The following is a 24,795-nucleotide window of genomic DNA, read 5'->3' as shown; positions in this document are numbered from 1 at the left end:
CTCCACCTTGATCACACCTGTCCTGCGTACCGCCCTGGCGATGGGGCTCTCGCTCGCCATGTCCATGGCCGCTCACGCCCAGTCCGGTGCCGTCGACGGCCAGAAGCTCGCCTTCGACCGCGGCAAGGGCAACTGCCTGACCTGCCACGAGATCAAGGACGGCGACCTGCCGGGCTCGATCGGCCCGAAGCTGGAGAACCTCAAGGCGAGATACGACCGCGCCGAGCTGATCGCGATTCTCAACGACGAGACCAGGCGCAATCCGCTGACGGTGATGCCGCCGTTCGGCCGCAACCGCATCCTGACCGAGCAGGAAATCAGCGCCATCGTCGACTTCCTGCAGACCCTCTGATTCCGTTTGGAGACCGCCATGACTGCCTCGTTCGGCCCGTTGGCCCACCGCCGCCTGTTCCTGAAGGGCGCCGGCCTCGTCGCGCTGATCGGCCTCGGCAACGCCGTGCTGCACGCCGCGCCCGCCTTCGCCGCGACCAACGACAACAAATATCCGGAAGACGCCTTCAAGCAGAAGAATGCGCCTGACGCGGTCAAGGCGCTGTACGGCCGCGACCACGAAGCGTCCGACAAGATCAAGCTCGACGCGCCAGAGATCGCCGAGAACGGCGGCGTGGTGCCGATCGCGGTGACGACGTCGCTGCCGAACGTGACCTCGATCGCCTTCATCGTCAGCGAAAATCCATTCGCGCTGGCGGCGTCGTACCACATCCCCGAGGGCACCGTGCCCGCGGTGGCGAACCGGCTCAAGATGGCCAAGACCTCCAACGTGATCGCGCTCGTCGAATCCGGCGGCAAGCTCTACAGCGCGACCAAGGAGGTCAAGGTCACCGTCGGCGGCTGCGGCGGCTAAGGTCAGGAGATCATCATGGCATCGAGCATCCGCGTCCGCGCCGTCCTGAACGGCGACATCGCCGAGGTCCAGACCCTGATCCAGCACCCGATGGATACGGGCCTGGTCAAGGACGCCAAGGGCGAGTTGATCCCGGCGCACTACATCCAGCAGCTCACCTTCGTGCACAAGGACAAGACGGTGTTCCTGGCCGATTGGGGCACCGCGGTGTCGAAGGACCCCTATGTCAAGTTCGCCTTCAAGGGCGCGGCCAAGGGCGACGAGCTCAAGGTGAGCTGGGTCGACAGCAAGGGCGCGACCGACAGCCTGACGGCGACGATCCAATGAGGGCGCCGCGCCTCGCGCTGACTGTCGCGGCCGCGCTCGCTCTCGGCGCCTCCGGCGCTGCGGCCGCGGACAAGCCGAACCCGGCTGCCGACGCCAAGGCGTTCCAGGATTACTTCATCAAGAAGTTTCCGAAGGTGGCGTTCGACGATTTCGTCAACGGGCCGTATTCAATGAACGCCGACATGCGCAAGCAATGGGAGGAGAAGGAGCAGTTTCCGCCTTACGAGTTCGCGCTCGATGCCGGCAAGGAGATGTTCGCCAAGCCGTTCAAGAACGGCAAGACCTATGCCGACTGCTTCCCGAACGGCGGCATCGGCATCCGCCAGAATTATCCTTATTTCGACGACAAGGAAGGCAAGGTCATCACCCTCGAGCTGGCGCTGAATCGCTGCCGCGAGGCCAATGGCGAGCAGCCCTACTCCTACGTCAGGGACGAGATGGCATCGCTGACCGCCTACATGGCGTACACGTCGCGCGGCAAGCGCTTCGACATCAAGATCCCCGACGATCCGCGTGCGCTCGAGGCGTTCGAAAAGGGCAAGGAATATTTCTACACCCGCCGCGGCCAGTTGAACTTCTCCTGCGCGAGCTGCCACGTGCAGAGCCCGGGCGAGCGGATCCGCGCAGAGATCCTGGCGCCGGCGCTCGGCATCCTCAACGCGATGCCGATCTACCGCTCGGAATGGAGCGGCATGGGCACGATCAGCCGGCGCTTCGTCACCTGCAACAGCCAGACGCGCGCCGTGCCGCTGGAGCCGCAATCGGACGAATACCGCAACCTCGAATATTATCTGTCCTACGTGTCGAACGGCCTGCCGGTTTCAGGACCGGGAGCGCGGCCATGACAAATGTCAAGACAGCAAGCGTCATGAAAAAGATCGTGTTCGCCATGATGGTATCAGCGGTCGGCGCCGGCTCCGCGCGGGCCGCGTCGGAGGCCGACTATCTCGCGGCTGTCGCGGCGGCCGAGAGCGCCAACAAGGAAGCCGGACGTCTGCGCAACCAATGGACCGTGACCCAGGCCGCACTCAATGCCGCGAAGAAGGCAGCCGATTCCGGCAATTTCGATTCTGCGCTGAAATCGGCGCAGGAGGCCGAGGCGCTCGCCAAGGCATCGATCGTCCAGGCCACCAGCGAGAAGCAGCGCTGGAAGGACATGGAGATCAGGTAGAGCATGATCCGGAAAAGTGGAAACCGGCTTTCCCTCGCACAAGCGCCGAAGGCGTTTATGCGGAGATCATGCTCAAGCAAAGGGATAGCTCACGGTGCGATTCCACGGAATCGCATCATAAGCTAGGACGCGAGCCATGATTCGGCGCCGGGACTTTCTGCAAGCATCAGTTGCCGCCGCGCTCGCCGCGCCGGCGCTGCTGCGCAACGCCCGCGCCGCTGACACCGTCAGCCTCTACGACATCGAGAAATTCGGCAACGCCCGCATCCTGCACATCACGGACACGCATGCGCAGCTTCGCCCGCTGTTGTTCCGCGAGCCCAGCGTCAATCTCGGCATTGGCGAGATGTGGGGACGGCCGCCGCATCTGGTCGAGCGCGCCTTCCTCGACCGCTACGGCATCCGGCCCGACAGCGCCGAGGCTTACGCGTTCACCTCGTTCGAGTTCGAGAAGTACGCCGGGCGCTTCGGCCGGATGGGTGGCTTCGCGCATCTGAAAACCCTGGTCGACAAGCTGCGCGCCGATGCCGGCGACCATCGCTCGGTGCTGCTCGATGGCGGCGATCTCTGGCAGGGCACCGGACTTGCCAATGCGATGCGCGGCGCCGACATGGTGAGCGCCGCCAACCTGCTCGGCATCGACGCCATGACCGGGCACTGGGAGTTCACCTATGGCGAGGAGGCGCTGCGCGCCAACCTCGCCCGCTTCAAGGGCGAGTTCCTGGCGCAGAACGTGTTCCTGACCGAGGAGGCCGCGTTCAACGACGCCAAGGCGTTCGATCACGGCTCCGGCCGCGTATTCAAGCCGGCCACCATCAAGGAGATTGGCGGCGCCCGCATTGCGGTGATCGGCCAGGCCTTTCCCTACGTGCCGATCGCGCATCCGCGCCGCTTCACGCCGGACTGGACGTTCGGCATCCGCGAGGAGGAGCTGCAGAAGCTGGTCGATGGCCTGCGCGGCGCCGACAAGGTCGATGCCGTGATCCTGCTGTCGCATAACGGCATGGATGTCGACCTCAAGCTCGCGGGCCGCGTCACCGGCATCGACGTCATCCTCGGCGGCCATACCCATGACGCGGTTCCGCAACCGGTCGCGGTCAGCAATGCCAAGGGCGCGACGCTCGTCACCAGTGCCGGCTCCAACGGCAAATTCCTCGCCGTGCTCGATCTCGACGTCGGCAAGGGACGCGTCGCCGACGCGCGCTACCGGCTGCTGCCCATCTACTCGGAGCTATTGAAGCCCGATCCTGCGATGCAGGCGCTGATCGACCAGACCCAGCAGCCGCAGGTCGCGGCCTGGAGCGAGAAGCTCGCGACGTCGGACCGGCTGCTGTACCGGCGCGGCAATTTCGAAGGCGCGACCGACGACCTGATCTGCGCGGCGCTGCGCCGCGAGCTCGATGCCGAGATCGCGCTGTCGCCCGGATTCCGCTGGGGTCCGACGCTGCTCGCGAACCAATCCATCCTGCTGGAGGACGTGCTGGCGCAGACCGCGATCACCTATCCCGAGACCTATGTGCAGCGAATGACCGGCGCAGAGATCAAGGACGTGCTCGAGGACGTCTGCGACAACCTGTTCAACGCCGATCCCTATCTGCAGCAGGGCGGCGACATGGTGCGCACGGGCGGGCTGTCCTACCGTTGCGCGCCCGCCGAGCCGATCGGCCGCCGCATCTCCGATCTCAAGCTCGACGATGGCCGTCCGCTGGAGGCCCGCAAGAGCTACAAGGTCGCCGGCTGGGCCTCGATGAACGCACAGGACGGCAAGCCGGTGTGGGATGTGGTCGCGAGCCACCTGCGCAACGGTCAGCTGGTGCTGGTCGGAACTAACAAGGTCACGCTCTCGGGCGTCGACGGCAATCCTGGCTTTGCATCGCTGTCCTGAGCGGCGTGGCGCATGCATTGCGCCAGAATGGCTGGCCGAATCGTCGCCGTGCACCGAAAACGCCGGCCGGCGCGCGCAGGTGCCATGCGCGCGCGTTCGTGGACAATGAACCGTAATCCGATAGTGTGGCGTTGTGTCGCGCGCCCATTATTCGGCAGCCCTTGGTGATTTGCCGGCAACGCGCCCTTCAGGACCATCACTGACGCCGGGAGCCAAACGGATCGACCATGGCTGACGTTCTTGCCGCATCGCAACATGCCGGTGCTCCGGTCCGAACCGCCTCGCCGCTGCGCACATTGGCGCTGATCTCGCTGGCGCACTGGGTCAGCCATCTGCACATGCTGGTGCTGCCGATGCTGTTTCCCTACCTGAAGGAGAAGCTCGGCGTCGGCTACATCGAGCTCGGCTTTCCGCTCACCGTGTTCGCGGTCGTCTCGGCCCTGACCCAGGCGCCCGTCGGCTATCTCGTCGACCGCGCCGGCGCCCGCCGCATCCTGCTGCTCGGCCTGACGCTCGGTGGCCTGTCGCTGGCGATGCTCGGCGTTTACCTGAGCTATGCCAGTCTTGTCGTCTCGGCGGTGCTGCTCGGCCTCGCCAACGCGGTCTACCATCCCTCCGACTACGCGCTGCTGGCCGCGCACATGGAAGAGAAGCGCATGGGCCGCGCGTTCGGTGTGCATACCTTCGCCGGCTATCTCGGCGGCGCGGTCGCGCCCGCCGTGATGGCGGCGCTGGTCACCACCGTCGGTGGCTCCGGCGCGCTGATCGCGGCCGGCCTGGTCGGTCCGCTCGCCGCGCTGCTTCTGCTCGTCGGCAACGTGCCCGAGGTGCCGCCGCATCCGCATCACACCAGCGCCGACGGCAGCAAGGCGAAACAGCCCAGCCTGCTGACTCCGATGCTGATGCTGCTGACCGTGTTCTTCATGCTGCTCAGCCTGTCCAACGCCGGCATCGCCAGCTTCGGCGTTGTCGCGCTCATGAACGGCTACGGCATCTCGTTCTCGACCGCCAATATCGCGCTGACCGCGTTCCTCGGCGCCAGCGCCGTCGGCGTGCTCGGCGGCGGCCAGCTCGCCGACCGCATCCGCCATCACAACCTGGTCGCGGCCGTCGCCTATGCGATCAACGCCGTGCTGGTGCTGATGATCACTTTCATCAACCTGCCGACCGTGCTGCTCACGACGATCATGCTGGTCGCGGGCTTCATGAGCGGCGTGATCGCGCCGTCGCGCGACATGCTGGTGCGCAACGCCGCCCCTCCGGGTGCCGCCGGCCGCGCCTTCGGCATCGTCTCCACCGGCTTCAACTTCGCCGGCGTGGTCAGTCCGCTGCTGTTCGGCTGGATCATGGACATGAACGCGCCGCGCTGGGTGTTCGGCGCCTCCGTCGTGTTCATGCTGCTGACCATCGTGCTCGCGTTCTTCACCGAGCCGAGGAAGGCCAAGGCGTAGGTTTCTTGTAGGGTGGGCAAAGGCGCCTGGCACGCTCGTCGTGATTGACGACAGCATCGCGCGCCGTGCCCACCATCCCGCTCGCGGTGGTGGGCACGCGCCGCCTATGGCGTCGCTTTGCCCACCCTACAATCAGGTCGCTGACGCAAGGCTGCTGCCTCTTCCCCGTATGTTGACATCATCGCCTTCCCGCCGATGATGTGCCCATAACAACAACGACCGGGGAAGACACGCCATGGCCCAGCCTGATCTCGTGATCCGCAGCGGAACCATTGCCGATGGCTCCGGCGGCGAGCTCTATGAGGCTGATGTGGCGATTGCGGATGGCCGCATCGTCGCCGTCGGCAAGGTCAATGCGACCGGCCGGGAGGAAATCGACGCGCGCGGCAAGCTGGTCACTCCAGGCTTCGTCGACGTTCACACCCATTACGACGGCCAGGTGACCTGGAGCCACGACATCTCGCCGTCGTCGCAGAACGGCGTCACCACCGCGATCATGGGCAATTGCGGTGTCGGCTTCGCGCCGTGCCGGCCAGCCGATCATCAGCGGTTGATCCAGCTGATGGAGGGCGTCGAGGACATTCCCGAGCCGGTGCTCGAAGCCGGCATTCCCTGGGAATGGGAGAGCTTTCCGGACTACATGGAGTGGCTCGGCAAGCGCGCCTTCGATCTCGACATCGGCGCGCAGCTGCCGCATGCGGCGCTGCGTGTCTATGTGATGGGCGAGCGCGGCGCGCGCCGTGATCCTGCCACCGCCGAGGACAATCGCGCCATGGCGGCGCTGGCGCGCGATGCGGTCAAGGCCGGCGCGCTCGGCTTCTCGACCTCGCGCACGCTCAACCATCGGACATCGACCGGTGACTACACGCCGACGCTCAAGGCCGGCGAGGACGAGTTGACGACGATCGCGCAGGCCATGCACGGCGCCGGCCGCAGCGTGCTGCAATTCGTGCTCGATATCTCCACGATCCACGAAGACCTGCCGATGATGCTGCGCATCGCCGACACGACGAAATGTCCGATCTCGTTCTCGGTCACCCAGAACGACCGCGCGCCGCAACGCTGGCGGCAGACGCTGGCCGAAATCAACGCCGCCGCCGCGCGCGGCCTGTCGGTGACGGCGCAGATCGCGGCGCGCCCGGTTGGACTGCTGCTTGGGCTGGAGTTGTCGCGCAACCCGCTGCAGACGCATCCGAGCTACCAGGCGATCGCGCATCTGCCGCTGGATGAGCGAGTCGCGCGGATGCGCGATCCGGCGCTGCGCGCGGCCATCCTGAGCGAGCAGGCCAGCGCGACTGACGACCCGCTGTTCTTCAAGCCGAACTACGACAAAATGTACCTGCTCGGCGATCCGCCGGACTATGAGCAGCCGCCGGAACGGTCGCTTGGCGCCCAGGCCCGCACGCGCGGCTGTCGTCCCGAGGAGCTGGCCTATGACGCGATGCTGACGGACAACGGACGGGGCATGCTCTACGTGCCGTTCCTGAACTATTCCGACGGCAATCTCGATGCCACCTATGAGATGCTGCGCGATCCGCGCAGCGTGCCGGGCCTGAGCGATGGCGGCGCGCATTGCGGCATCATCTGCGATGCCAGCTTCCCGACCTATCTGCTGACGCACTGGACCCGCGACCGCAAGCGTGGCGACAGACTGTCGATTCCCTTCGTCGTCGCCGCGCAGTCGCGCAAGACCGCGCTCTCGGTCGGCCTCGACGATCGCGGCCTGCTCGCGCCAGGCTACAAGGCGGATATCAACGTCATCGACTACGACCGGCTGCACCTGCATCCGCCCAAGGTGCATTACGACCTGCCGGTCGGCGGCCGCCGCCTGATGCAGGATGTCGACGGCTATGAGGCGACGATCGTGTCGGGCGTGGTGACGCGCCGCCACGGCGAGGCGACGGGCGCGCGGCCGGGTCGACTGGTCAGGGGTGCGCGAAGCGGGGTGCAATAAGGCTCTCGGCTGCCACGCTCCTGGCCGCCCGCGAAATCCTCGGCGTCATCCCGGACAAGCGCGCGGTACGCGCGCGCCGATCCGGGACCCATAACCCCAGGGAAAAGTTCGGGGCACGACGGCCGCCCCATCTCGCCCAGCCACATCCGCCGCGGCGTATGGATCCCGGGTCGGCGTCCGCCAACGCTGCGCGTTGCCGGACTTGCCCGGGACGACACCGAGTGTGAGGTCCACATTGTGGCATGGCGGCGCTACGCTCGTCGTCGTCATGCCCCGCGCAGGCGCGGGCATCCAGTATACGGCGGCTTATCGGCCTATGCACAACCGCCTCTGCATACTGAGTCCCCCGGTCAGGCCGAGGGACGACAGTCGAGATCATAGCAACCTGTGTTGCGCAAGGCCGCGTTAAGGCCGAGTTCTAAGGCAGCGCTCACGCAAATTCCGGCGCGACAGCCTGATGCGCCTGCAGGCGGGCGCGTTCGCTGTTCGGCCAGAGCAGGGCCAGGCCGAGGAGGCCGGAGATCACCATGATCACCGCGTTGATGGTGAAGCCGGACATGTAGCCTTCGAGCAGGCTGCCAGAGGCCTGGATCATCTTGCCCATCACGAGGGGCGCAACGATGCCGGCGAGCGTATAGAGCGCGCCGTAGATCGCCATGGCGGCGCCGCGCTGCGTGACCGGGGTGAACTCGCCGATCATCGGCGGGCAGACGACGTAGATCGAGCCGCACAATCCCGATCCGACCACGAGCAGTGCGATCTTTGCCGAAGCGGCATCGACATGCGGCATCATCGCCATCAGCCCGCCGCCGATCACGAGCGGCGTCGCGCCGAGCACGCCGCGGGCCATGCGCGTGGAGACGCCACGCGCCATCAGCGTCTGCGACACAAAGCCCGTGGTCAGCACCACGCACGCGCCGAAGATCCAGGGCAGGATCGAGATGAAGCCGGCCTGCTGCTGCGAGAAGCCGAGGCCTTTCACCAGGAACGGCGTGAACCAGGTCAGCCCGAGCGACAGCGCCCAATAGGCGCCGAAGGTCGCGGCGACGCAGCCGACGAAGGTCCGCGACGTCAGCAGTGGCAGATAGGGAACGCGCCGCTCGCGCAATCCGGCGAGCTCGACCTCCGCCAGCGGCCCTTCCTTGCCCAGCCACAGCCACGCCACGCTCCACATCAGCCCGACCACGCCGAGTGCGCCGAAGGCATAGTGCCAGCCGTGATTCACGATGATCCAGTTCAGCGCCGGCACCGCGAGAATGACGCCGAAGGCCGAGCCTTGCGACAGGATCGCCGTGGGCATCGCACGTTTCTCGTCGGGGAACCATTTGTAGACGGCGTGCACGGCGACCGACGCCGCGGGACCTTCGCCGGCGCCGAGAATGATGCGGCAGATCAGCAGCGTGGTGAAGCCGACGGTGCCGACCATCGGGAATTGCGCCAGCGCCCAGATCAGCGCCAGCACCAACAGCACCCAGCGCGTCGGAACCCGGTTGACGACGAAGCCGACGACGATGGCCGAGATCGAGAACAGGAAGAAGAAGGACGAGCCCAGCAGGCCGAACTGCTCGGCGTTCAGATTAAGCTCGGTCATGATCGGCACGCCGGCGAGCCCGACCACGATCTTGTCGGCGAAGTTCACCAGCATGAACAGGAACAGCAGGAAGGTGATCTTCCAGGCGCCTTTCGGCGTCGCGCTTGCGCGGGATGTGCCCTTCAGCGTCGTTGGCGCGGCCATGGTCCTTCCCCATTCTGTCATGATCCGCCCCTGTCGTCCGGGCGTTTTGACGATGCTACCCACGAAGCGGCTTTGCAGGCAACCGGCTGGCGAGCTAACTTATTGCTGCAACGCGGGAATCCGCCCCCCTTGGGCTGCATCGCGATACCCTCGCAACCTGATGCACGCGGCCGGCATCACATCAGGGGCGTCATGAAGAACGAGCGCGTGATGTTCGCGTTGGCCCTTGTTATGTTGTGACGCAACAACCTCGATCATGCTCGTGCTCAGCGTCCGTCATCTCACCAAGTCCTATCGATCCGGCGGCGAGCCGATCCACGTCCTGCGGGGCGTCGACCTCGACGTCTCCTCCGGCGAGCGCGTCGCGCTGACCGGTGAATCCGGCTCCGGCAAGAGCACGCTGCTGCATCTCATCGCCGGGCTCGATGCCGCCGACGGCGGCGACATCCTGCTCGACGGCGCTTCGGTCGGCACGCTCGACGATGCTGGACGCGCGGCGGTCCGGCGCGAGCGGCTCGGCCTCGTGTTCCAGCAGTTCAATCTGGTGCCGAGCCTGTCGGTTCAGGACAATCTCAGTTTCCAGGCGCGGCTGGCCGGTCGGCATGATCCGGCGTGGCACACCGAGCTTGTCGAGCGGCTCGGGCTGAAGTTGCTGCTCAAGCGCTATCCGGAGCAATTGTCGGGCGGACAGCAGCAGCGCGTCGCGATCGGCCGCGCGCTGGCCGTCAAGCCGGTCCTGCTGCTCGCGGACGAGCCGACCGGCAATCTCGACGAGGACACCGCCGACGAGGTGATGGCGCTGACGCGCGACCTCGTCGCGCGCACCGGCTGCGGCTTCCTGATGGTGACGCACAGCACCAGGCTCGCCGCGATGCTCGACCGCCATGTGCATCTGCATGCCGGACGCGTCGCATGAGACGCGCGCTCTGGATTCTGGCGGTGCTGCTCAGCCACTGGCGGCGGCATCCGATGCAGCTCGCGACCTTGCTGATCGGGCTGATCTCGGCCACGGCGCTGTGGAGCGGCGTGCAGGCGCTGAACCAGCAGGCGCGCAGCTCCTATGACCGCGCCGCCGCGATCTTCGGCGGCGCGCGCACGCCGATGCTGGTCGCGACCGACGGCAAGATGCTGCCGCAGAGCGTGTTCGCGGAATTGCGCCGCGCCGGCTGGCCGGTGTCGCCGGTGCTCGAAGGCCGCGTGCAGATCGACGGCCGCTCGATCAGACTGCTCGGCATCGAGCCGTTCAGCATTCCCAGGGAGGTCGGCGAAGCGCCGATGGTCGGCCGCAGCGAGCTCGAGGCGTTTCTGACACCGCCGCATCGCACGCTGATCTCGCCGGAGACACTGGCCGATCTCGGACTCAAAGATGGCGCGATGCCGCGGCTCAGCAACGACGCCATGCTGCCGCCTTTGATGGCGCAGCAGCAGCTCGCACCCGGCGTGCTCGTGGTCGATATCAGCGACGCGCAGCGGCTGCTCGGCAAGCCCGGCCAGATTTCGCGGCTGCTGGTCGGCAAGACGCAAGGCCAGCGACAGCCGTTGCAGTCGTTGGCGGACGGCCGGCTGCAGCTCGTGCAGCCGGAGGCCGAGACCGACCTGGAGCGGCTGACCGACAGCTTCCACCTCAACCTCACCGCGTTCGGCCTGCTGTCCTTTGTCGTCGGCCTCTTCATCGTCAACTCCGCGATCGGGCTCGCCTTCGAGCAGCGCCTGCCGGTGTTGCGCACCCTGCGCGCCTGCGGCGTGTCGGCGCGCCAGCTCAATGGCGTGCTGATCGGCGAGCTCATCGCCTTCGCATTGGCGGCGGGTCTGGTCGGGCTGGTGTGCGGCTATTTCATCGCTGCGGCGCTGTTGCCGAACGTGGCAGCGTCGCTGCGCGGGCTGTATGGCGCGCAGGTGCCGGGCGAGCTGAGCCTGCAGCCCGAATGGTGGTTTGCGGGCCTCGTCATCAGCATCGCCGGCGCGCTCGCAGCCGCGACGACGAGCCTGATCAAATCGATGCGGCTGCCGATCCTCTCCACCGCGCAACCCTATGCCTGGCAGGAGGCGCAGCGGCGCTGGCTGCGATTGCAGAGCGCGGTCGCGCTCGCCTTCTTCGTTGCCGCCGGCCTGCTGCTGTGGCTCGGGCAGTCGCTGCTCGCCGGCTTCGGCGTGCTCGCAGCGATGATGCTCGGCGCCGCGCTGCTGCTGCCGGCGATCCTCGAGCTGGTGCTGCGGCTCGGCGAGCGCGGCGCGCGGGGAGCGCTGGCGCAATGGTTCTGGGCCGATAGCCGCCAGCAGATCTCGGGCCTGTCGCTGGCGCTGATGGCGCTGCTGATGGCGCTCGCCGTCAATGTCGGCGTGGCGACGATGGTGGAAACCTTCAGCCGCACCTTCCTGGTCTGGCTCGACGGCCGCCTCGCGGCCGACATCTACATCAGCGCGTCGGACGAAGCGCAGGCGCGCGACGTCCAGGCTTGGCTGCGCGCGCGGCCCGAGGTGCAGGCGGTGCTGCCGGGCGGCCGCGCCGAGGCGCAGCTTGCGGGCGCGCCGGTCGACATTCTCGGCCTGCCCGATCACGACACCTATCGCGACCACTGGCCGCTGCTGCAGGCCGTCGACAACGCGTGGAAGCAGTTGGTGCGTGGCGACGCCGGCTTCGTCAGCGAGCAGCTGGCGCGGCGGCTCAATCTATCCGTTGGCGACAGCCTGGACCTTCCCGCGCCCGGCGGCGATTGGCGCATCACCGTCGCCGGAATCTATGCCGACTACGGCAATCCCAAGGGCCAGATCACGGTCAACGTCGCCGCGCTGACACGCCGCTTCCCGGCGACGCCCATGACGCGCATGGCCGTGCGCGCGGCGGCCGCCGACGTGCCGGGGCTGATCACGGGGCTCACCAACAAGTTCGGCCTCGATAGTCGCAACGTCGTCGACCAGGCCACCGTGAAGCAGGAATCGAAACAGATCTTCAACCGCACCTTTGCGGTGACCGGCGCGCTCAACACCTTCACGCTCGGCGTCGCAGCGATCGCGCTGCTGACCAGCCTGCTGACCTTGGCGAACTCGCGGCTGCCGCAGCTCGCATCCTTATGGGCAATCGGGCTGACGCGGCGGCGGCTCGCCGAGGTCGAGCTGTTGAAGACGCTGTCGCTTGCCGGCCTCACCGCGCTGCTGGCGCTGCCGCTCGGGCTTGTGGTGGCGTGGTGCCTGATCGCGATCGTCAACGTCAAGGCATTCGGCTGGCGGCTGCCATTCGACGTGTTTCCGCTGCAGCTCATCCGGCTCTTGCTCGTCACGCTGGTCGCGGCGCTGATCGCCTCGCTGCTGCCGGTGCTGCGGCTGGCGCGGATGCAGCCGGCCGATCTCGTCAGGACCTTCACCATTGAGCGCTAGAGCGACCATTTCGCGACGCATGCTGATCGGCGGGCTCGGCCTGCTGGCGCTGCCCCGCCTCGCGCGCGCGCAGGGCTTTGCGGGACTGAGCGATAGCGCCGACGGCTTTGCGCCGGTGACGCCCGGACGAGAGTTCAGCTTCCCTGCGGATCACGGGCCGCACGACGATTTCCGAATCGAATGGTGGTACGTCACCGCCAACCTCGCCGATTCCAGCGGCAAGGCCTATGGCCTGCAATGGACCCTGTTCCGCTCGGCGGCCCGGCCGGGGCCGCAGGGCGAAGGCTTCGACAATCAGCAGCTCTGGATGGCGCATGCCGCGGTGACGCGTGCCGACAGTCACCGCTCGTCCGAGAAATTCGCGCGCGGCGGCGTCGGCCAGTCCGGCGTCGAGGCCAAGCCGTTCCAGGCCTGGATCGACGACTGGCAGCTGCGCGGCACCGCCGCGACCGACGATCGAGCGCTGGCGCCTCTGGACATGAGCGCCGTCGGGCCGGACTTCTCCTACGCACTGCATCTGGAAGCGGACAGGCCGGTGGTGCTGCAGGGAATCGGCGGCTACAGCCGCAAATCCGAGCGCGGCCAGGCGTCGTACTACTACAGCCAGCCGTTCTACCGCGCCCGAGGCCGCATCAGCTTCGACAATCTACCAATCGAGGTCACGGGCCAGGCCTGGCTCGACCGCGAATGGAGCAGCCAGCCGCTGGCCTCCGACCAGAGCGGCTGGGACTGGTTCGCGCTGCATTTTGCCGGCGGCGAGAAGCTGATGCTGTACCGGATGCGGCAGGGCAATGGCGACTACACATCGGGAACCTGGATCACGGCTGACGGCGCCTCGCATGCGCTCGGCCCCGGGGGCATCGTCATGACGCCGACAGAGACGGTTGCGATCGGCGAGCGCAGGCTGCCGGTCGGCTGGCGTGTCGAAATATCAGCGCTCGGCGTCGCCATCGACACCGCAGCGCTCAATCCAAACGCCTGGATGGGCACGCGCGTGCCCTATTGGGAAGGGCCGATCAGCTTCAAGGGCAGCCACACCGGGGTGGGCTATCTCGAACTGACCGGATATTAAGAAGCCGTCATCAGGGGGAACCGCGCATGTATCACTTCACCGCACTCGTCACCGTGCTCGCGCTCATGCTGTATTTCTACATGGCCGTCCGCGTCGCGCAGGCGCGCGCCAGGTTCGGCGTGAAGGCGCCCGCGACCACCGGCAATGCCGATTTCGAGCGCACCTTCCGCGTGCAGATGAATACGCTGGAATGGCTGCCGATCTTCCTGCCGGCACTGTGGCTGTTCGCGATCTATGTCAGCGATGTCATCGCCGCACTGATCGGCCTGGTCTGGATCGCCGGGCGCGGGATGTACATGGTGTCCTACGCAAGGGCCGCCGAGAAGCGCGGCCCCGGTTTTGGCGTGCAGGCCCTGGCAGGCTCGGTCCTGCTGGTCGGTTCGCTCATCGCCGTCCTCTGGCGCATGCTGCACGGCTGACCGCCCAGTCCCCCGCTGTCGTCCCTGCGAACGCAGGGACCCATAGCCACCGACGGATGTTTGTTGCGCGGCGGGTCGACGTGCAGCCCTGCCCCGTTCAGAGATCACGCAGTATGGGCCCCGGCTTTCGCCGGGGCGGCACCAATGTTCTGGCGCGCGATCACTTCGTCAGCGGACAGCCGCTCTCCTTGGCGGTGAAGAACGCCTTGTCGCCGGGCACCGTGGCGAGCTGCTTGTAGTAGTCCCACGGCTTCTTCGATTCCGACGGCTTCTTGACCTCGAACAGGTACATGTCGTGGACCATGCGGCCGTTGGCGAGCACCTTGCCTTGCGCGAAGGCGTCGTCGACCGGCAGCTCCTTCAGCTTGGCCGCGACCGCATCGGAGTCCTTGGTTCCGGCGGCCTTGACGGCCTTCAGATAGGACAATGTCGCGGAATAGGTGCCGGCGTGGATCATGCTCGGCATCCGGCCGGTGCGCTTCATGAAGCGCTCGCTGAAGGCGCGGGACTTGTCGTCGCGATCCCAGTAGAAGCCTTCGGTGAGGATCAGGCCCTGCGCCGCCTCCAGCCCGAGGCCATGCACCTCCGACAAGGTCATCAGCAGGCCGGCGAGCTTCTGGCCGCCCTTGACGATGCCGAACTCGGCCGCCTGCTTGATCGAGTTGGTGGTGTCGAGACCGGCATTGGCGAGCCCGATGATCTTCGCCTTCGAGCTCTGCGCCTGCAGCAGGAAGGACGAGAAGTCCGACGAGTTGAGCGGGATGCGCACCGAGCCCAGCACCTTGCCGCCCTTCGACGTCACGATGTCGCTGGTGTCCTTCTCCAGCGCATAGCCGAAGGCGTAGTCGGCGGTCATGAAGAACCAGGTATCGCCGCCGGACTCGACCAGCGCCCCGCCGGTGCCGACCGCGAGCGCGCGGGTATCATAGGCCCAGTGGAAGCCGTAGGGCGTGCAGGCATCGCCTGATATGCGCGAGGTCGCGGCACCGACGACGATGTCGATCTTCTTCTTTTCCTTCGACAGATCCTGGATGGCGAGCGCGACCGACGAGGTCGTCAGCTCCGTGATCATGTCGACCCCCTCGGTATCGTACCAGCGCCGCGCGATCGACGAAGCGAGGTCCGGCTTGTTCTGGTGGTCGGCGGTGACCAGCTCGACCTTCTGCCCCAGCACCTCGCCGCCGAAATCCTCGATCGCCATCCTGGCGGCCTCGACGGAGTACTTGCCGCCATAGTCCGCGTAGACGCCGGACTGGTCGTTGAGGATGCCGATCTTGACCTGTGCCGACGCCGGCGCCGCCACGAGCAGCGCACCGACGGCAGCAACAGCCAGCAAGCCCGATTTCATATGATCTCTCCCGGAGTTTCTTGGCTTTGAGACGTCATTCGTTGGAATGCCTGACCATGTTATGCCAGAATCCCGGCCGCGCCCATCCCTTCCCTCCTCAGCCAAAGGGCTGAGAGGCCTGTTGAGAGCCCGGAACCTGTCCGCTAGATTGGCCGCAAACAACGACATGCCGTCCCGTAAGGATGGTACGCGCGGAAGGAAACGGCCCGAGGGCGCGACGAGAACATCGTCGGCGTGACGTTTGCCCTATGGCCCTCCACCACCGTACCTCCGGCCGGCGTCGGAAGGGAGGACACATGTACACCGGCAAGCACGCCCGGCTGCGCCCATTGCAGCCCGCCTTCATCATGGCCTCGACCGGCGAGGCCGTGACCTATCGCGAGCTGGAGGCGCGCAGCAACCGGCTGGCGCATCTGTTCCGCCAGCGCGGCCTGAAGCGGCTCGACCACTATTCGATTTTCATGGAGAACAACAGCCGCTATCTGGAAGCGTGCGGCGCAGGCGAGCGCTCCGGGCTGTATTTCACCTGCGTGAACTCCTACCTCACGCCCGGCGAGTTGGCCTACATCCTCAACAACAGCCGGTCGCGGCTTCTGATCACCTCCCTCGCCAAGCTCGAGGTCGCGCGCGAGGCGCTGAAGGAGGCGCCCGACATCGAGCTCTGCGTCGTCGCCGATGGCGCAGGCGAGAGCGAGCGGATCGTCGGCCTCGCGGAGGCCACCGCCGGCCTGCCGGCGACGCCGATTGCCGACGAATGCGTCGGCACCGCGATGCTGTATTCCTCCGGCACCACGGGCCGGCCGAAGGGCATCCTGCGGCCGCTGCCCGAGCAGCCGCCGGTGCAGCAGCTGCCGATCTTCGATTTCCTGGAGAAGCTGTGGCGCTATCGCGAGGGCATGATCTATCTGTCGCCGGCGCCGCTCTATCACTCCGCGCCGCAGGCCGCGGTCAACCTCACCATCCGCGTCGGCGGCACCGCCATCATCATGGAGACGTTCGACCCCGAGCGCTACCTGCAACTGGTCGAGCAATGGGGCATCACGCATACGCAATTGGTACCGACGATGTTCTCGCGCATGCTGAAACTGCCGGAACAGATCCGCACGCGCTATGACCTCTCCTCGCTCGAAGTCGCGATCCATGCCGCCGCGCCGTGCCCGGCGCAGGTCAAGGCGGACATGATCAAATGGTGGGGGCCGATCATCCACGAATATTACGGCGCCACCGAAGGCCTCGGCTTCACCGCCTGCGACAGCGCGGAATGGCTCGCGCATCGCGGCACCGTCGGCAAGGTGCTGTTCGGCGACCTGCACATCCTCGATGAGAACATGCAGCCGTGCCCGACCGGAACGGCCGGCACGGTGTGGTTCAAGACCGGATCGCCGTTCGAGTATTTCAACGACCCCGAGCGCACCAAGGAGGCACGCTCGGCCGACGGCACGATGAGCACGGTCGGCGACGTCGGCTATGTCGATGCCGACGGCTATCTCTATCTCACCGATCGCGCCACCTTCATGATCATCTCCGGCGGCGTGAACATCTATCCGCAGGAATGCGAGAACCTGCTGATCACGCATCCGAAGGTCGCCGATGCCGCCGTGTTCGGCGTGCCCAATCCCGATCTCGGCGAGGAGGTGAAGGCGGTGGTCCAGCCGATGTCGGGCATCATGCCGGGGCCTGAGCTGGAAGAGGAGCTGATCGCGTTCTGCCGGCAATCGCTGTCGCGACAGAAGGTGCCGCGCTCGATCGATTTCGAGAAGGAGCTGCCGCGGCTGCCGACCGGCAAGCTCTACAAGCGCCTGCTGCGCGACCGCTATTGGGGCAACAAGACTTCTAGGATCGTGTAGGGCGGCACGACCTCGGATTGATCCTGGTCAAGCGCGCGCGATGCCGCGCAGCTATTCTCCGCCGATTGCGATCGCAGCACGAGACGACGACATGCGCGCTCATCAAATCATGACCAGATCCGTGATCGCGGTGACGCCCGGAACCCCGGTGGCCGAGGCGGCGCGGATCATGCTGCGCAACCACATCGGCGGGCTGCCGGTGGTCGACGCGTCCGGAACGCTCGTCGGCATGGTCACGGACGGTGATTTCCTGCGCCGCGCCGAGCTCGGCACCGAACGCAGGCAAGGCCGCTGGCTCGACCTCCTGGTCGGCCGCGGCCGCATCGGAGCCGACTTCGTCCATTCCCACGGCCGTACGGTCGGCGACATCATGAGCCAGCCTCCGGTCACGGTCAGCGCCGATGCCAGCTTGGCGGAGATCGCCGAGATCATGGAGAAGCGCAACATCAAGCGTCTCCCTGTGATGAGTGGCGACCGGCTGGCCGGCGTGGTGACACACACGGATTTCCTGCAAACCGTGGCCGACCTCGCCACTGCCGTTCCGGGCCCCACCCCCGACGATGACGGGATCCGCGGCGCCATTCTCGATTCGCTCGACCAGGCCGCCTGCAAGCATTGCCGCTTCAACGTCGTCGTCCGCAACGGCATCGCGCATCTCACGGGCGCGGTTCGCAACGAGAAGGAGCGGGCCACGGCGATCGTGGCGGCCAAGAGCGTCCCGGGCGTCAGGAACGTGCGCGACCACATGTGGGTCTATCCGCCGCCGGAGGACGAGTTCGGCGGCGGTGACATCGTCTCGCTGCAGGACCAGCCGTCGACCGACGACGACCAACCGCTGTGAGGAGAGCCGGGCGTGCGACGTGCCTCCGTACCATCACTGCTGCTGCTGGTCCTGCTCTCCGCCTCGGCGGCCGCCGAGGATCTCGACCACGGCCGCCGGCTCGCCGAGCGCTGGTGCGCCGCCTGCCATGCGGTGGCCACCGAGCCGACCAAGTTCCGCCGCGCCCGGCCGTTTGTCGCCATCGCGGCCAGGGACGGCGTGACGAAGGACATGCTGGTCAAGTTCCTCCTGCTTCCCCACGCGACGATGGCCAACAATCCGCTCAGTGCGAACGATGCGACCGACCTGGCAGGCTATATCCTCAGCCTTAGGAAGTAGTTGCGGACAAATTCGCCTTTGGATTGCGCCGCCGCCCCATGGTCGGCGGCGTCCGGACGCAAGAGTGGGCCCTGGCGCCCGATGATACGGCACCTCGCCGGCAATTTAGCAAGATCCTCCGGAACGAAACGCTCAAGCCTGCGTTCTGTGTGTTCGCCGTCGTGAGCTGGAGCACGTCGCATGGCCCCAAACGGGTCTGCTGACGGCAAATCGCCCTGTCCTCGTTGCCGGGAAGACCAACAACAAGCAGCGATCGAGATAGCCCTTGCATTTGCACACAAACAAGTTGGTAATCTGGTGCACGGCGTCTTCTCTACCGACCTGTTAGCAAGGAGCCTGCGACGTGCACGGAATGCCCGGCGCCTCCCCCGCCCCACGCGCGACCGACGACGACACGGCCTATCTGGCGGCGATCGTGGAGTCCTCGGCCGACGCCATTGTCAGCACCACCGCCGACGGCGTCATCCGCAGTTGGAACGCGGCCAGCGAGCGGATGCTGGGGTTCACCGCGGCTGAAATGATCGGCAGATCCGTCTCCGAGATCGTTCCGCCCGAGCTGGCGGAAGAAGCGAACGCCTTGCGCGCCAGGGTCAACGCGGGCGAAGCGGTCGAGAGCTTCGAGACCGTCCGGCTGACCAAGCAGGGACGCCCGATCGAGGTCTCCATCACGTTGTCACCGATCCGCAGCAGCACCGGCGTGATCGTCGGCATCTCCGGAATCATCCGCGACGTCACGCTGTCGAAGAAGGCCGAGCGTGCGGCGGCAATGCTCGCGGCCATCGTCGCCTCGTCCTCGGACGGCGTCGTCAGCAAGACGCTGGACGGCACGATCACCAGCTGGAACAAGAGCGCCGAACGCATCTTCGGCTTCTCGGAAGGCGAGATGATCAACCGCTCGATCCGCACGATCATCCCGCAGGAGCGCCAGGCCGAGGAGGACCGGATCCTCGCCACCGTCCTATCCGGCGCGATCATCGACAATTTCGAGACCATCCGCCTGCGCAAGGATGGTGCGCTCATCGACGTGTCGGTCACGGTCTCGCCGGTCCGGGATTCGAGCGGCCGGATCATCGGCGCCTCCAAGATCGTGCGTGACATCACCGACAAGCGCCAGACAAGGGAGCAGTTGCGCACCTTGCTGGCCGAGGTGAACCACCGCAGCAAGAACCTGCTGTCGCTGGTGCAGGCGATCGCCCGGCAGATGACCCGTCACGGCCGCCAGCTCGACCTCAACCGCTTTCTGGAGCGCCTGCAGGCGATCGCGAGCAATCAGGATCTCCTGATTCAGAACGATTGGCGTTTCATTCCACTCGGCGGCCTGGTCCGCTCGCAGCTCGGGGCGTTCAGCGACTTGATCGGCGACCGCATCGCGATCGACGGACCGCCGATCGAGCTGACGCCAGAGGCCGCGCAGTCGATCGGCATGGCGGTCCACGAGCTCGCCACCAACGCCGCCAAATATGGTGCGCTGTCGAACCACGACGGACGGATCGCGGTCCGCTGGACGCGCATCGACGACAGCTTCGACATGACCTGGGTCGAAAGCGGCGGACCTGAGGTGGCGCCGCCCGAGCACACCGGCTTCGGCAGCCGGGTGATTTCCGACCTGGTGCGCGCTGGCCTGGATGGATCGGTCGAGGTCCAGTTCCTGCCGGCCGGACTGCGCTGGCACCTGAGGTGCCCCCTGCAACGCCTCAGCCGCGACCATCATCATGCGCGCCAGTGAGAAGACTCACCTCCTGATCGTCGAGGACGATCCCCTGATCGGCTTCGACCTCGCGGTCGAGCTCGAAGCCGCCGGATTCACGGTGGTCGGCGTGGCGCCGACCGTGCACAAAGCCCTCCATCTGCTCGAGCGGAATCACTGCGATCTTGCCGTGCTCGACGTCAATCTCGGGCGGGAAACATCGGCGCCGATCGCGCGCGCTTTGGCCGCGGCCGGCGTGCCCTTCGTCGCCGTCACCGGCTATTCCGTCGATCAATGCCCGGAAGAATTCGCCACGGCACCGCTGCTGTCGAAGCCGTTCCAGACGTCGCGGCTGGTCGCGGCGCTGAGGCGGCAATTGCATCCGTGAGGCGCGCGTCGGCCGCGCAACAGAGCCACGATCGGCATTGTTGCCGTTTGAAGGATTAGGGGTCGGTACCCCGCCCTTGAAACAGCGCAGTTGATTTCACGCCTTTGATGGCAGAATTGCCCCCTCGCCTCGACAGCGATGTACTCCCCTCCCCCTTGCGAGGAGGGGTCGCGGGTGGGGGTCCACGAGTCGCGCTCCACGTGATCTGCGCTCCCACCGTGGACGATGTCGACGATGATCTGCGCAACCGGCGAACCGCCTCCTTTGAGTGTTGCAGAATGCAGCGGCGGGACGCTGCATGTCGCGAAGCGACGACTCCGTGAGAATATCGAAGTCGCATACAACAGAGTTCAGCGCGCGCGGACCCCCGCCCCGCAAGCGGGAGGGAGGTGCAGCATGCCTCGAGCTAACTCACGCCCAGTTGCGCGACGATCAGCCCGCAATCTCCACCACGATCCGACCCGTCGTCACCTGGTCGCCCTCGGCGACCTCGATCGCGGTCACCGTTCCGGCGATGCCGGCAGTATGAACGTGCTCCATCTTCATCGCCTCGAGCGTCACCACCGGCTGTCCCACAACCACGCTGTCGCCCGGTTTCACCAGCACCGCGACCACGCGACCGTTCAGGGCCGCACGGACCTTGCCATCACCTCCGGTGGCGGCCGAGGATTGCGGCCTCGCCAACGTCAGATCGCGCACTGCCAGCGTCTGACCGCGATGCTGGACGAACAGCCGATCGTCGTCACGGACGAAGCGCGCGCTCTCGACGATCTCGGCGTGACGAACGCGGATCGTGTCATCCGTGAGCGACACGATCTCGAAGCGATGCTCTGCATCGCCACGCGTCACGCGATAGCTTCCGTCACGCTCGCGCAGCAGCTCGCACTCGGCCACCTCGCCGGCAATCTCGAACCGGAGCGGCGTCGCGAAGGCGGCCGCGAGCGAGCGGCCGCGGCGGACGGGATGTGCGAGCGGATGGCTGACGGAGAGCAGCAGCGCGACCAGCGCGAGGTCTGCCGCATCGACGGCTGGCGCACGCAACTCGTCACGATGCGCTGCGATGAATGCGGTGGTTGCCTTGCTCGCGGCGAAGGCCGGATGCCGCAGGCATGAAATCAGGAAGGCCCGGTTGGTCGGGACGCCCAAAGCAACGGCCTGCTCCAATCCGGCGATCAGCCTTGCGCGCGCCTCCTCACGAGTCGCAGCATGGCTGATCAGCTTGGCGATCATCGAATCGTAGTGGGGCGGGATCTCCGCGCCGGACTCCAGCGCATGCTCGACCCGGATCATCCCCGGCATCTGCCACAGCGCCATCCGCCCCGATTGCGGCATGAAGTCGTGCGCGGCATCCTCGGAGCATAGCCGCACCTCGATCGCATGACCCGAGAAGCTGATCTGGTCCTGGCGCAACGGCAGAGGCTCGCCGGCGGCGACACGCAATTGCCACTCGACGAGATCGAGTCCCGTCAGGGCCTCCGTCACGGGATGCTCGACCTGCAGCCGCGTGTTCATCTCCATGAAGTAGAACTGGCCGTCGGCATCGAGCAGGAATTCCAGCGTGCCTGCCCCCTCATAGCCGAGCGCCTTCACCGCCTGCACCGCCACGGCGCCCATGCGCGCGCGCAGCTCCTGCCCGACCGCGGGCGACGGCGCCTCCTCGATCAGCTTCTGGTGCCGGCGCTGCACCGAGCAGTCACGCTCGCCGAGATGGACGGCATTGCCGTGGCTATCGCCGAATACCTGGATCTCGATGTGGCGCGGATTGGCGATCGCCTTCTCGAGGATGACGGTGCCGTCGCCGAACGCCGTCGCCGCTTCCGAGCGGGCGCTGCGCAGCAGGTCGGGAAAGGCGTCCGCATCCGTCACAAGCCGCATGCCGCGGCCGCCACCACCGGCGACGGCCTTGATCATTACCGGGAAACCAATGCGGCGCGCCTCGCGCAGCATCGCGTCGTCGCCCTGGTCCTCGCCCTGATAGCCGGGAACGCAGGGCACGCCGGCGCAACTCATGATCACCTTGGCGCCGGCCTTGTTGCCCATCGCCTTGATCGCCTCGGGCGATGGCCCGATGAACACCAGACCGGCCTCCTTGCACGCTTGCGCAAAATCCTCGTTCTCGGCGAGAAAGCCATAACCGGGATGCACGGCATCCGCGCCAGTCGCCTTTGCGGCGGCGATGATCGCTGCGATGTTGAGATAGGACTGTGCGGGCGGCGGCGCGCCGATGCGGACGGCCAGATCGGCGAGCCGCACATGCGGCGCATCGGAATCGGCGTCCGAATAGACCGCGACCACGCCGTGGCCCAGCCGGCGCGCGGTGCGCATGATCCGCAAGCCGATCTCACCGCGGTTGGCGATCAGCACCTTGTGGAACGGCCTGCGTTGCATTCCCGGCATCTCTCCGCTCATGGCCTGGACACCGAGAACTGCATGCGCTGCGGCTGCCGCGCCTCCGCCTCGCGGCAGATCGCCAGCACCTCCGACAGCACCGCGCGGGTGTCGCGCGGATCGATCACGCCGTCGTCGAGCACGCGCGCCGAAGTCGCAAACACGTCCATCTGGCTGTCGAACACGCCGATGATCTGCGCCTTCATGGCATCGAGCTTCTCGCGCTCCACCGGCTTGCCGCGGCGCGCCGCCGCCGCTTCGGTCACGATCGCCATCGTCTCCGCCGCCTGCTCGCCACCCATCACGGCGGTCTTGGCGTTGGGCCAGGAGAAGCAGAAGCGCGGGTGGAATCCACGGCCGCACATGCCGTAATTGCCCGCCCCGAACGAGGCCCCGCAATAGATCGTGATCTGCGGCACGCTGGCCGAGGTCACCGCCTGGATCATCTTGGAGCCGTGCTTGATCATGCCGGCCTCCTCATAGGCGCGGCCGACCATGTAGCCGGTGGTGTTGTTGAGATAGAGAATCGGCGTTCGGGTCTGGCAGCAGGACTGGATGAAGTGCGTCGCCTTGTTGGCGCCGGCCGGATCGAGCGGGCCGTTGTTGGTGACGATGCCGATCGCCTGGCCCTCGATGCGGGCATGGCCGCACACCGTCGCAGGCCCGTAGTTTGGTGCCATTTCGACGAAGTCGCTGTCGTCGACGATCCGCGCGATGACCTGGCGCATGTCGACGGGGCGCTTGTGGTCGAGCGGCATGATGCCGAGCAGCTCCTCCTGGTCGTAGCGCGGCGGCTTCACTGGTGACGACTCGTGCGATGGCCGATCCCAGTTCAGCTTGCCCATGATCTCGCGCGCGATACGCAGGGCATCGCGGTCGTCCTCGGCGAGATAGTCGCCGAGGCCGGAGATCGAGGTGTGCATCTCGGCGCCGCCGAGCTCCTCCTCGGTGGCGATCTCGCCGGTCGCGGCCTTCAGCAGCGGCGGGCCGGCGAGGAAGGCGCGGGTGCGGCCGCGGACCATCACGATGTAGTCGGACAATCCGGTCTGATAGGCGCCACCCGCGGTCGACGACCCATGCGTCACGGTGACGACGGCAAGGCCCGCCGCCGACAGCCGCGCCAGGTTGCGGAAGATGTTGCCGCCGCGGACGAAGTCCTCGACGCGGTAGCGCAGCAAATTGGCGCCGGCGCTCTCGACCAGTTGCACGTAGGGCAGCTTGTTCTCCAGCGCCAGCTCCTGCACGCGCAGGGTCTTGTCGAGCCCGTAGGGCTGCAGCGCTCCGGCATCGATGCCCGCGTCATTCGCCGAGACCATGCAGCGCACGCCGGACACGAAGCCGATGCCGGCGACGACGCCGCCGCCCGGCACGCTCTTGGCCGGGTCCGGCGTATCGAACATGTAGCCGGCAAGCGTCGACAGCTCCAGGAACGGCGCGCCGGGATCGAGCACCAAGGCGACGCGCTCGCGCGGCAACAACTGGCCGCGCTGATGGAAGCGCTCCTTTGCCGCCGCAGAGGCGTTGCGCGTGCGCGCCTCGAGATCGCGCATCCGCGCGATCAGGCCGAGCATGCCGTCACGATTGGCCTGGAAGGCGGCGCCGGAGGGAGAGATGGTGTTGTCGATGGTGGCCATCAGTTCATGCTTTCGTCATTCCGGGGCGCGAATGCGCAGCAAGATGGACGGGCCATCTTGCTGCGCGGGAGCGAACCCGGAATCTCGAGG

Annotated in this window: 21 protein-coding genes; 17 read left to right on the top strand and 4 right to left on the bottom strand. The window is 66.7% G+C overall.

What is annotated here, in order from left to right:
- Positions 1 to 58: 58 nt before the first annotated feature.
- The 8 genes from soxX to QX135_RS29980 all read left to right on the top strand — a co-directional run bounded on the left by soxX (position 59) and on the right by QX135_RS29980 (position 7,653).
- Positions 59 to 352 (top strand): sulfur oxidation c-type cytochrome SoxX, encoded by a 294-nt coding sequence (soxX, locus tag QX135_RS30015; RefSeq protein ID WP_315778279.1) that lies wholly within the window; start codon positions 59 to 61, stop codon positions 350 to 352.
- Positions 353 to 370: 18 nt separating this feature from the next.
- A complete protein-coding gene (soxY, locus tag QX135_RS30010) occupies positions 371 to 865 on the top strand; it encodes a thiosulfate oxidation carrier protein SoxY (RefSeq protein WP_315797821.1) in 495 nt (164 codons plus the stop codon).
- A gap of 15 nt (positions 866 to 880) precedes the next feature.
- A complete protein-coding gene (soxZ, locus tag QX135_RS30005) occupies positions 881 to 1,192 on the top strand; it encodes a thiosulfate oxidation carrier complex protein SoxZ (protein WP_315740567.1) in 312 nt (103 codons plus the stop codon).
- On the top strand, positions 1,189 to 2,037 hold the full coding sequence (gene soxA / locus QX135_RS30000; protein ID WP_316179051.1) for a sulfur oxidation c-type cytochrome SoxA: 849 nt from the start codon (positions 1,189 to 1,191) through the stop codon (positions 2,035 to 2,037). The genes soxZ and soxA overlap by 4 nt, the downstream gene beginning before the upstream one ends.
- 23 nt (positions 2,038 to 2,060) lie before the next feature.
- The gene (locus tag QX135_RS29995) at positions 2,061 to 2,363 is read left to right on the top strand and encodes a hypothetical protein (RefSeq protein ID WP_315740631.1); all 303 of its coding nucleotides are present in this window, start codon (positions 2,061 to 2,063) and stop codon (positions 2,361 to 2,363) included.
- A gap of 136 nt (positions 2,364 to 2,499) precedes the next feature.
- Positions 2,500 to 4,248: a thiosulfohydrolase SoxB gene (gene soxB / locus QX135_RS29990; protein ID WP_316179050.1), complete on the top strand. Its 1,749-nt coding sequence runs from the start codon at positions 2,500 to 2,502 to the stop codon at positions 4,246 to 4,248.
- Positions 4,249 to 4,475: 227 nt separating this feature from the next.
- Positions 4,476 to 5,699 carry an MFS transporter gene (locus QX135_RS29985; protein ID WP_316179048.1) on the top strand — a complete coding sequence of 408 codons (1,224 nt, stop codon included), beginning with the start codon at positions 4,476 to 4,478 and terminating at the stop codon, positions 5,697 to 5,699.
- A gap of 235 nt (positions 5,700 to 5,934) precedes the next feature.
- Positions 5,935 to 7,653, top strand: a complete 1,719-nt coding sequence (locus QX135_RS29980; RefSeq protein ID WP_316179046.1) for an N-acyl-D-amino-acid deacylase family protein — start codon at positions 5,935 to 5,937, stop codon at positions 7,651 to 7,653.
- 430 nt (positions 7,654 to 8,083) lie between these two features.
- Here QX135_RS29980 and QX135_RS29975 read toward each other — a convergent pair whose 3' ends face one another.
- Positions 8,084 to 9,388, bottom strand: a complete 1,305-nt coding sequence (locus QX135_RS29975; protein ID WP_316179045.1) for an MFS transporter — start codon at positions 9,386 to 9,388, stop codon at positions 8,084 to 8,086.
- Between the two features lie 256 nt (positions 9,389 to 9,644).
- On the opposite strand from QX135_RS29975, the gene QX135_RS29970 reads away from it, so the two are divergent.
- From QX135_RS29970 to QX135_RS29955, 4 genes are read left to right on the top strand one after another with little or no spacing between them, the layout of a single operon-like run.
- Positions 9,645 to 10,304, top strand: a complete 660-nt coding sequence (locus QX135_RS29970) for an ABC transporter ATP-binding protein (protein WP_316162322.1) — start codon at positions 9,645 to 9,647, stop codon at positions 10,302 to 10,304.
- Positions 10,301 to 12,763, top strand: a complete 2,463-nt coding sequence (locus tag QX135_RS29965) for an ABC transporter permease (protein WP_316179042.1) — start codon at positions 10,301 to 10,303, stop codon at positions 12,761 to 12,763. The genes QX135_RS29970 and QX135_RS29965 overlap by 4 nt, the downstream gene beginning before the upstream one ends.
- A complete protein-coding gene (locus QX135_RS29960; protein ID WP_316179040.1) occupies positions 12,753 to 13,835 on the top strand; it encodes a lipocalin-like domain-containing protein in 1,083 nt (360 codons plus the stop codon). The genes QX135_RS29965 and QX135_RS29960 overlap by 11 nt, the downstream gene beginning before the upstream one ends.
- A 26-nt stretch (positions 13,836 to 13,861) precedes the next feature.
- On the top strand, positions 13,862 to 14,254 hold the full coding sequence (locus QX135_RS29955; RefSeq protein ID WP_316162326.1) for an MAPEG family protein: 393 nt from the start codon (positions 13,862 to 13,864) through the stop codon (positions 14,252 to 14,254).
- Between the two features lie 160 nt (positions 14,255 to 14,414).
- Here QX135_RS29955 and QX135_RS29950 read toward each other — a convergent pair whose 3' ends face one another.
- Positions 14,415 to 15,602 carry an ABC transporter substrate-binding protein gene (locus QX135_RS29950; protein ID WP_315759417.1) on the bottom strand — a complete coding sequence of 396 codons (1,188 nt, stop codon included), beginning with the start codon at positions 15,600 to 15,602 and terminating at the stop codon, positions 14,415 to 14,417.
- Between the two features lie 296 nt (positions 15,603 to 15,898).
- On the opposite strand from QX135_RS29950, the gene QX135_RS29945 reads away from it, so the two are divergent.
- The 5 genes from QX135_RS29945 to QX135_RS29925 all read left to right on the top strand — a co-directional run bounded on the left by QX135_RS29945 (position 15,899) and on the right by QX135_RS29925 (position 20,683).
- On the top strand, positions 15,899 to 17,449 hold the full coding sequence (locus QX135_RS29945; protein ID WP_316179037.1) for an AMP-binding protein: 1,551 nt from the start codon (positions 15,899 to 15,901) through the stop codon (positions 17,447 to 17,449).
- 91 nt (positions 17,450 to 17,540) lie between these two features.
- Positions 17,541 to 18,290, top strand: coding sequence for a CBS domain-containing protein (locus QX135_RS29940; RefSeq protein WP_315773745.1), 750 nt, complete (start codon positions 17,541 to 17,543; stop codon positions 18,288 to 18,290).
- Between the two features lie 12 nt (positions 18,291 to 18,302).
- The gene (locus QX135_RS29935) at positions 18,303 to 18,608 is read left to right on the top strand and encodes a cytochrome c (RefSeq protein WP_315773747.1); all 306 of its coding nucleotides are present in this window, start codon (positions 18,303 to 18,305) and stop codon (positions 18,606 to 18,608) included.
- 343 nt (positions 18,609 to 18,951) lie between these two features.
- A complete protein-coding gene (locus QX135_RS29930; RefSeq protein ID WP_315740581.1) occupies positions 18,952 to 20,334 on the top strand; it encodes a PAS domain S-box protein in 1,383 nt (460 codons plus the stop codon).
- Positions 20,321 to 20,683: a response regulator gene (locus tag QX135_RS29925; RefSeq protein ID WP_315740582.1), complete on the top strand. Its 363-nt coding sequence runs from the start codon at positions 20,321 to 20,323 to the stop codon at positions 20,681 to 20,683. The genes QX135_RS29930 and QX135_RS29925 overlap by 14 nt, the downstream gene beginning before the upstream one ends.
- A 432-nt stretch (positions 20,684 to 21,115) precedes the next feature.
- Here the strand turns inward: QX135_RS29925 and QX135_RS29920 are convergent, their stop codons facing one another.
- Together QX135_RS29920 and QX135_RS29915 are read right to left on the bottom strand one after the other, a co-directional pair.
- Positions 21,116 to 23,071: an acetyl-CoA carboxylase biotin carboxylase subunit gene (locus QX135_RS29920; protein WP_316179034.1), complete on the bottom strand. Its 1,956-nt coding sequence runs from the start codon at positions 23,069 to 23,071 to the stop codon at positions 21,116 to 21,118.
- A 17-nt stretch (positions 23,072 to 23,088) separates the two neighbouring features.
- Entirely contained in the window at positions 23,089 to 24,705 is a 1,617-nt protein-coding gene (locus tag QX135_RS29915) for an acyl-CoA carboxylase subunit beta (protein ID WP_316179033.1), read from the bottom strand.
- Positions 24,706 to 24,795: the final 90 nt, after the last annotated feature.

The sequence above is a fragment of the Bradyrhizobium sp. SZCCHNR1098 genome (assembly GCF_032489375.1).
GTDB lineage: Bacteria > Pseudomonadota > Alphaproteobacteria > Rhizobiales > Xanthobacteraceae > Bradyrhizobium.
This window is presented reverse-complemented; position numbering and strand designations above follow the sequence as displayed.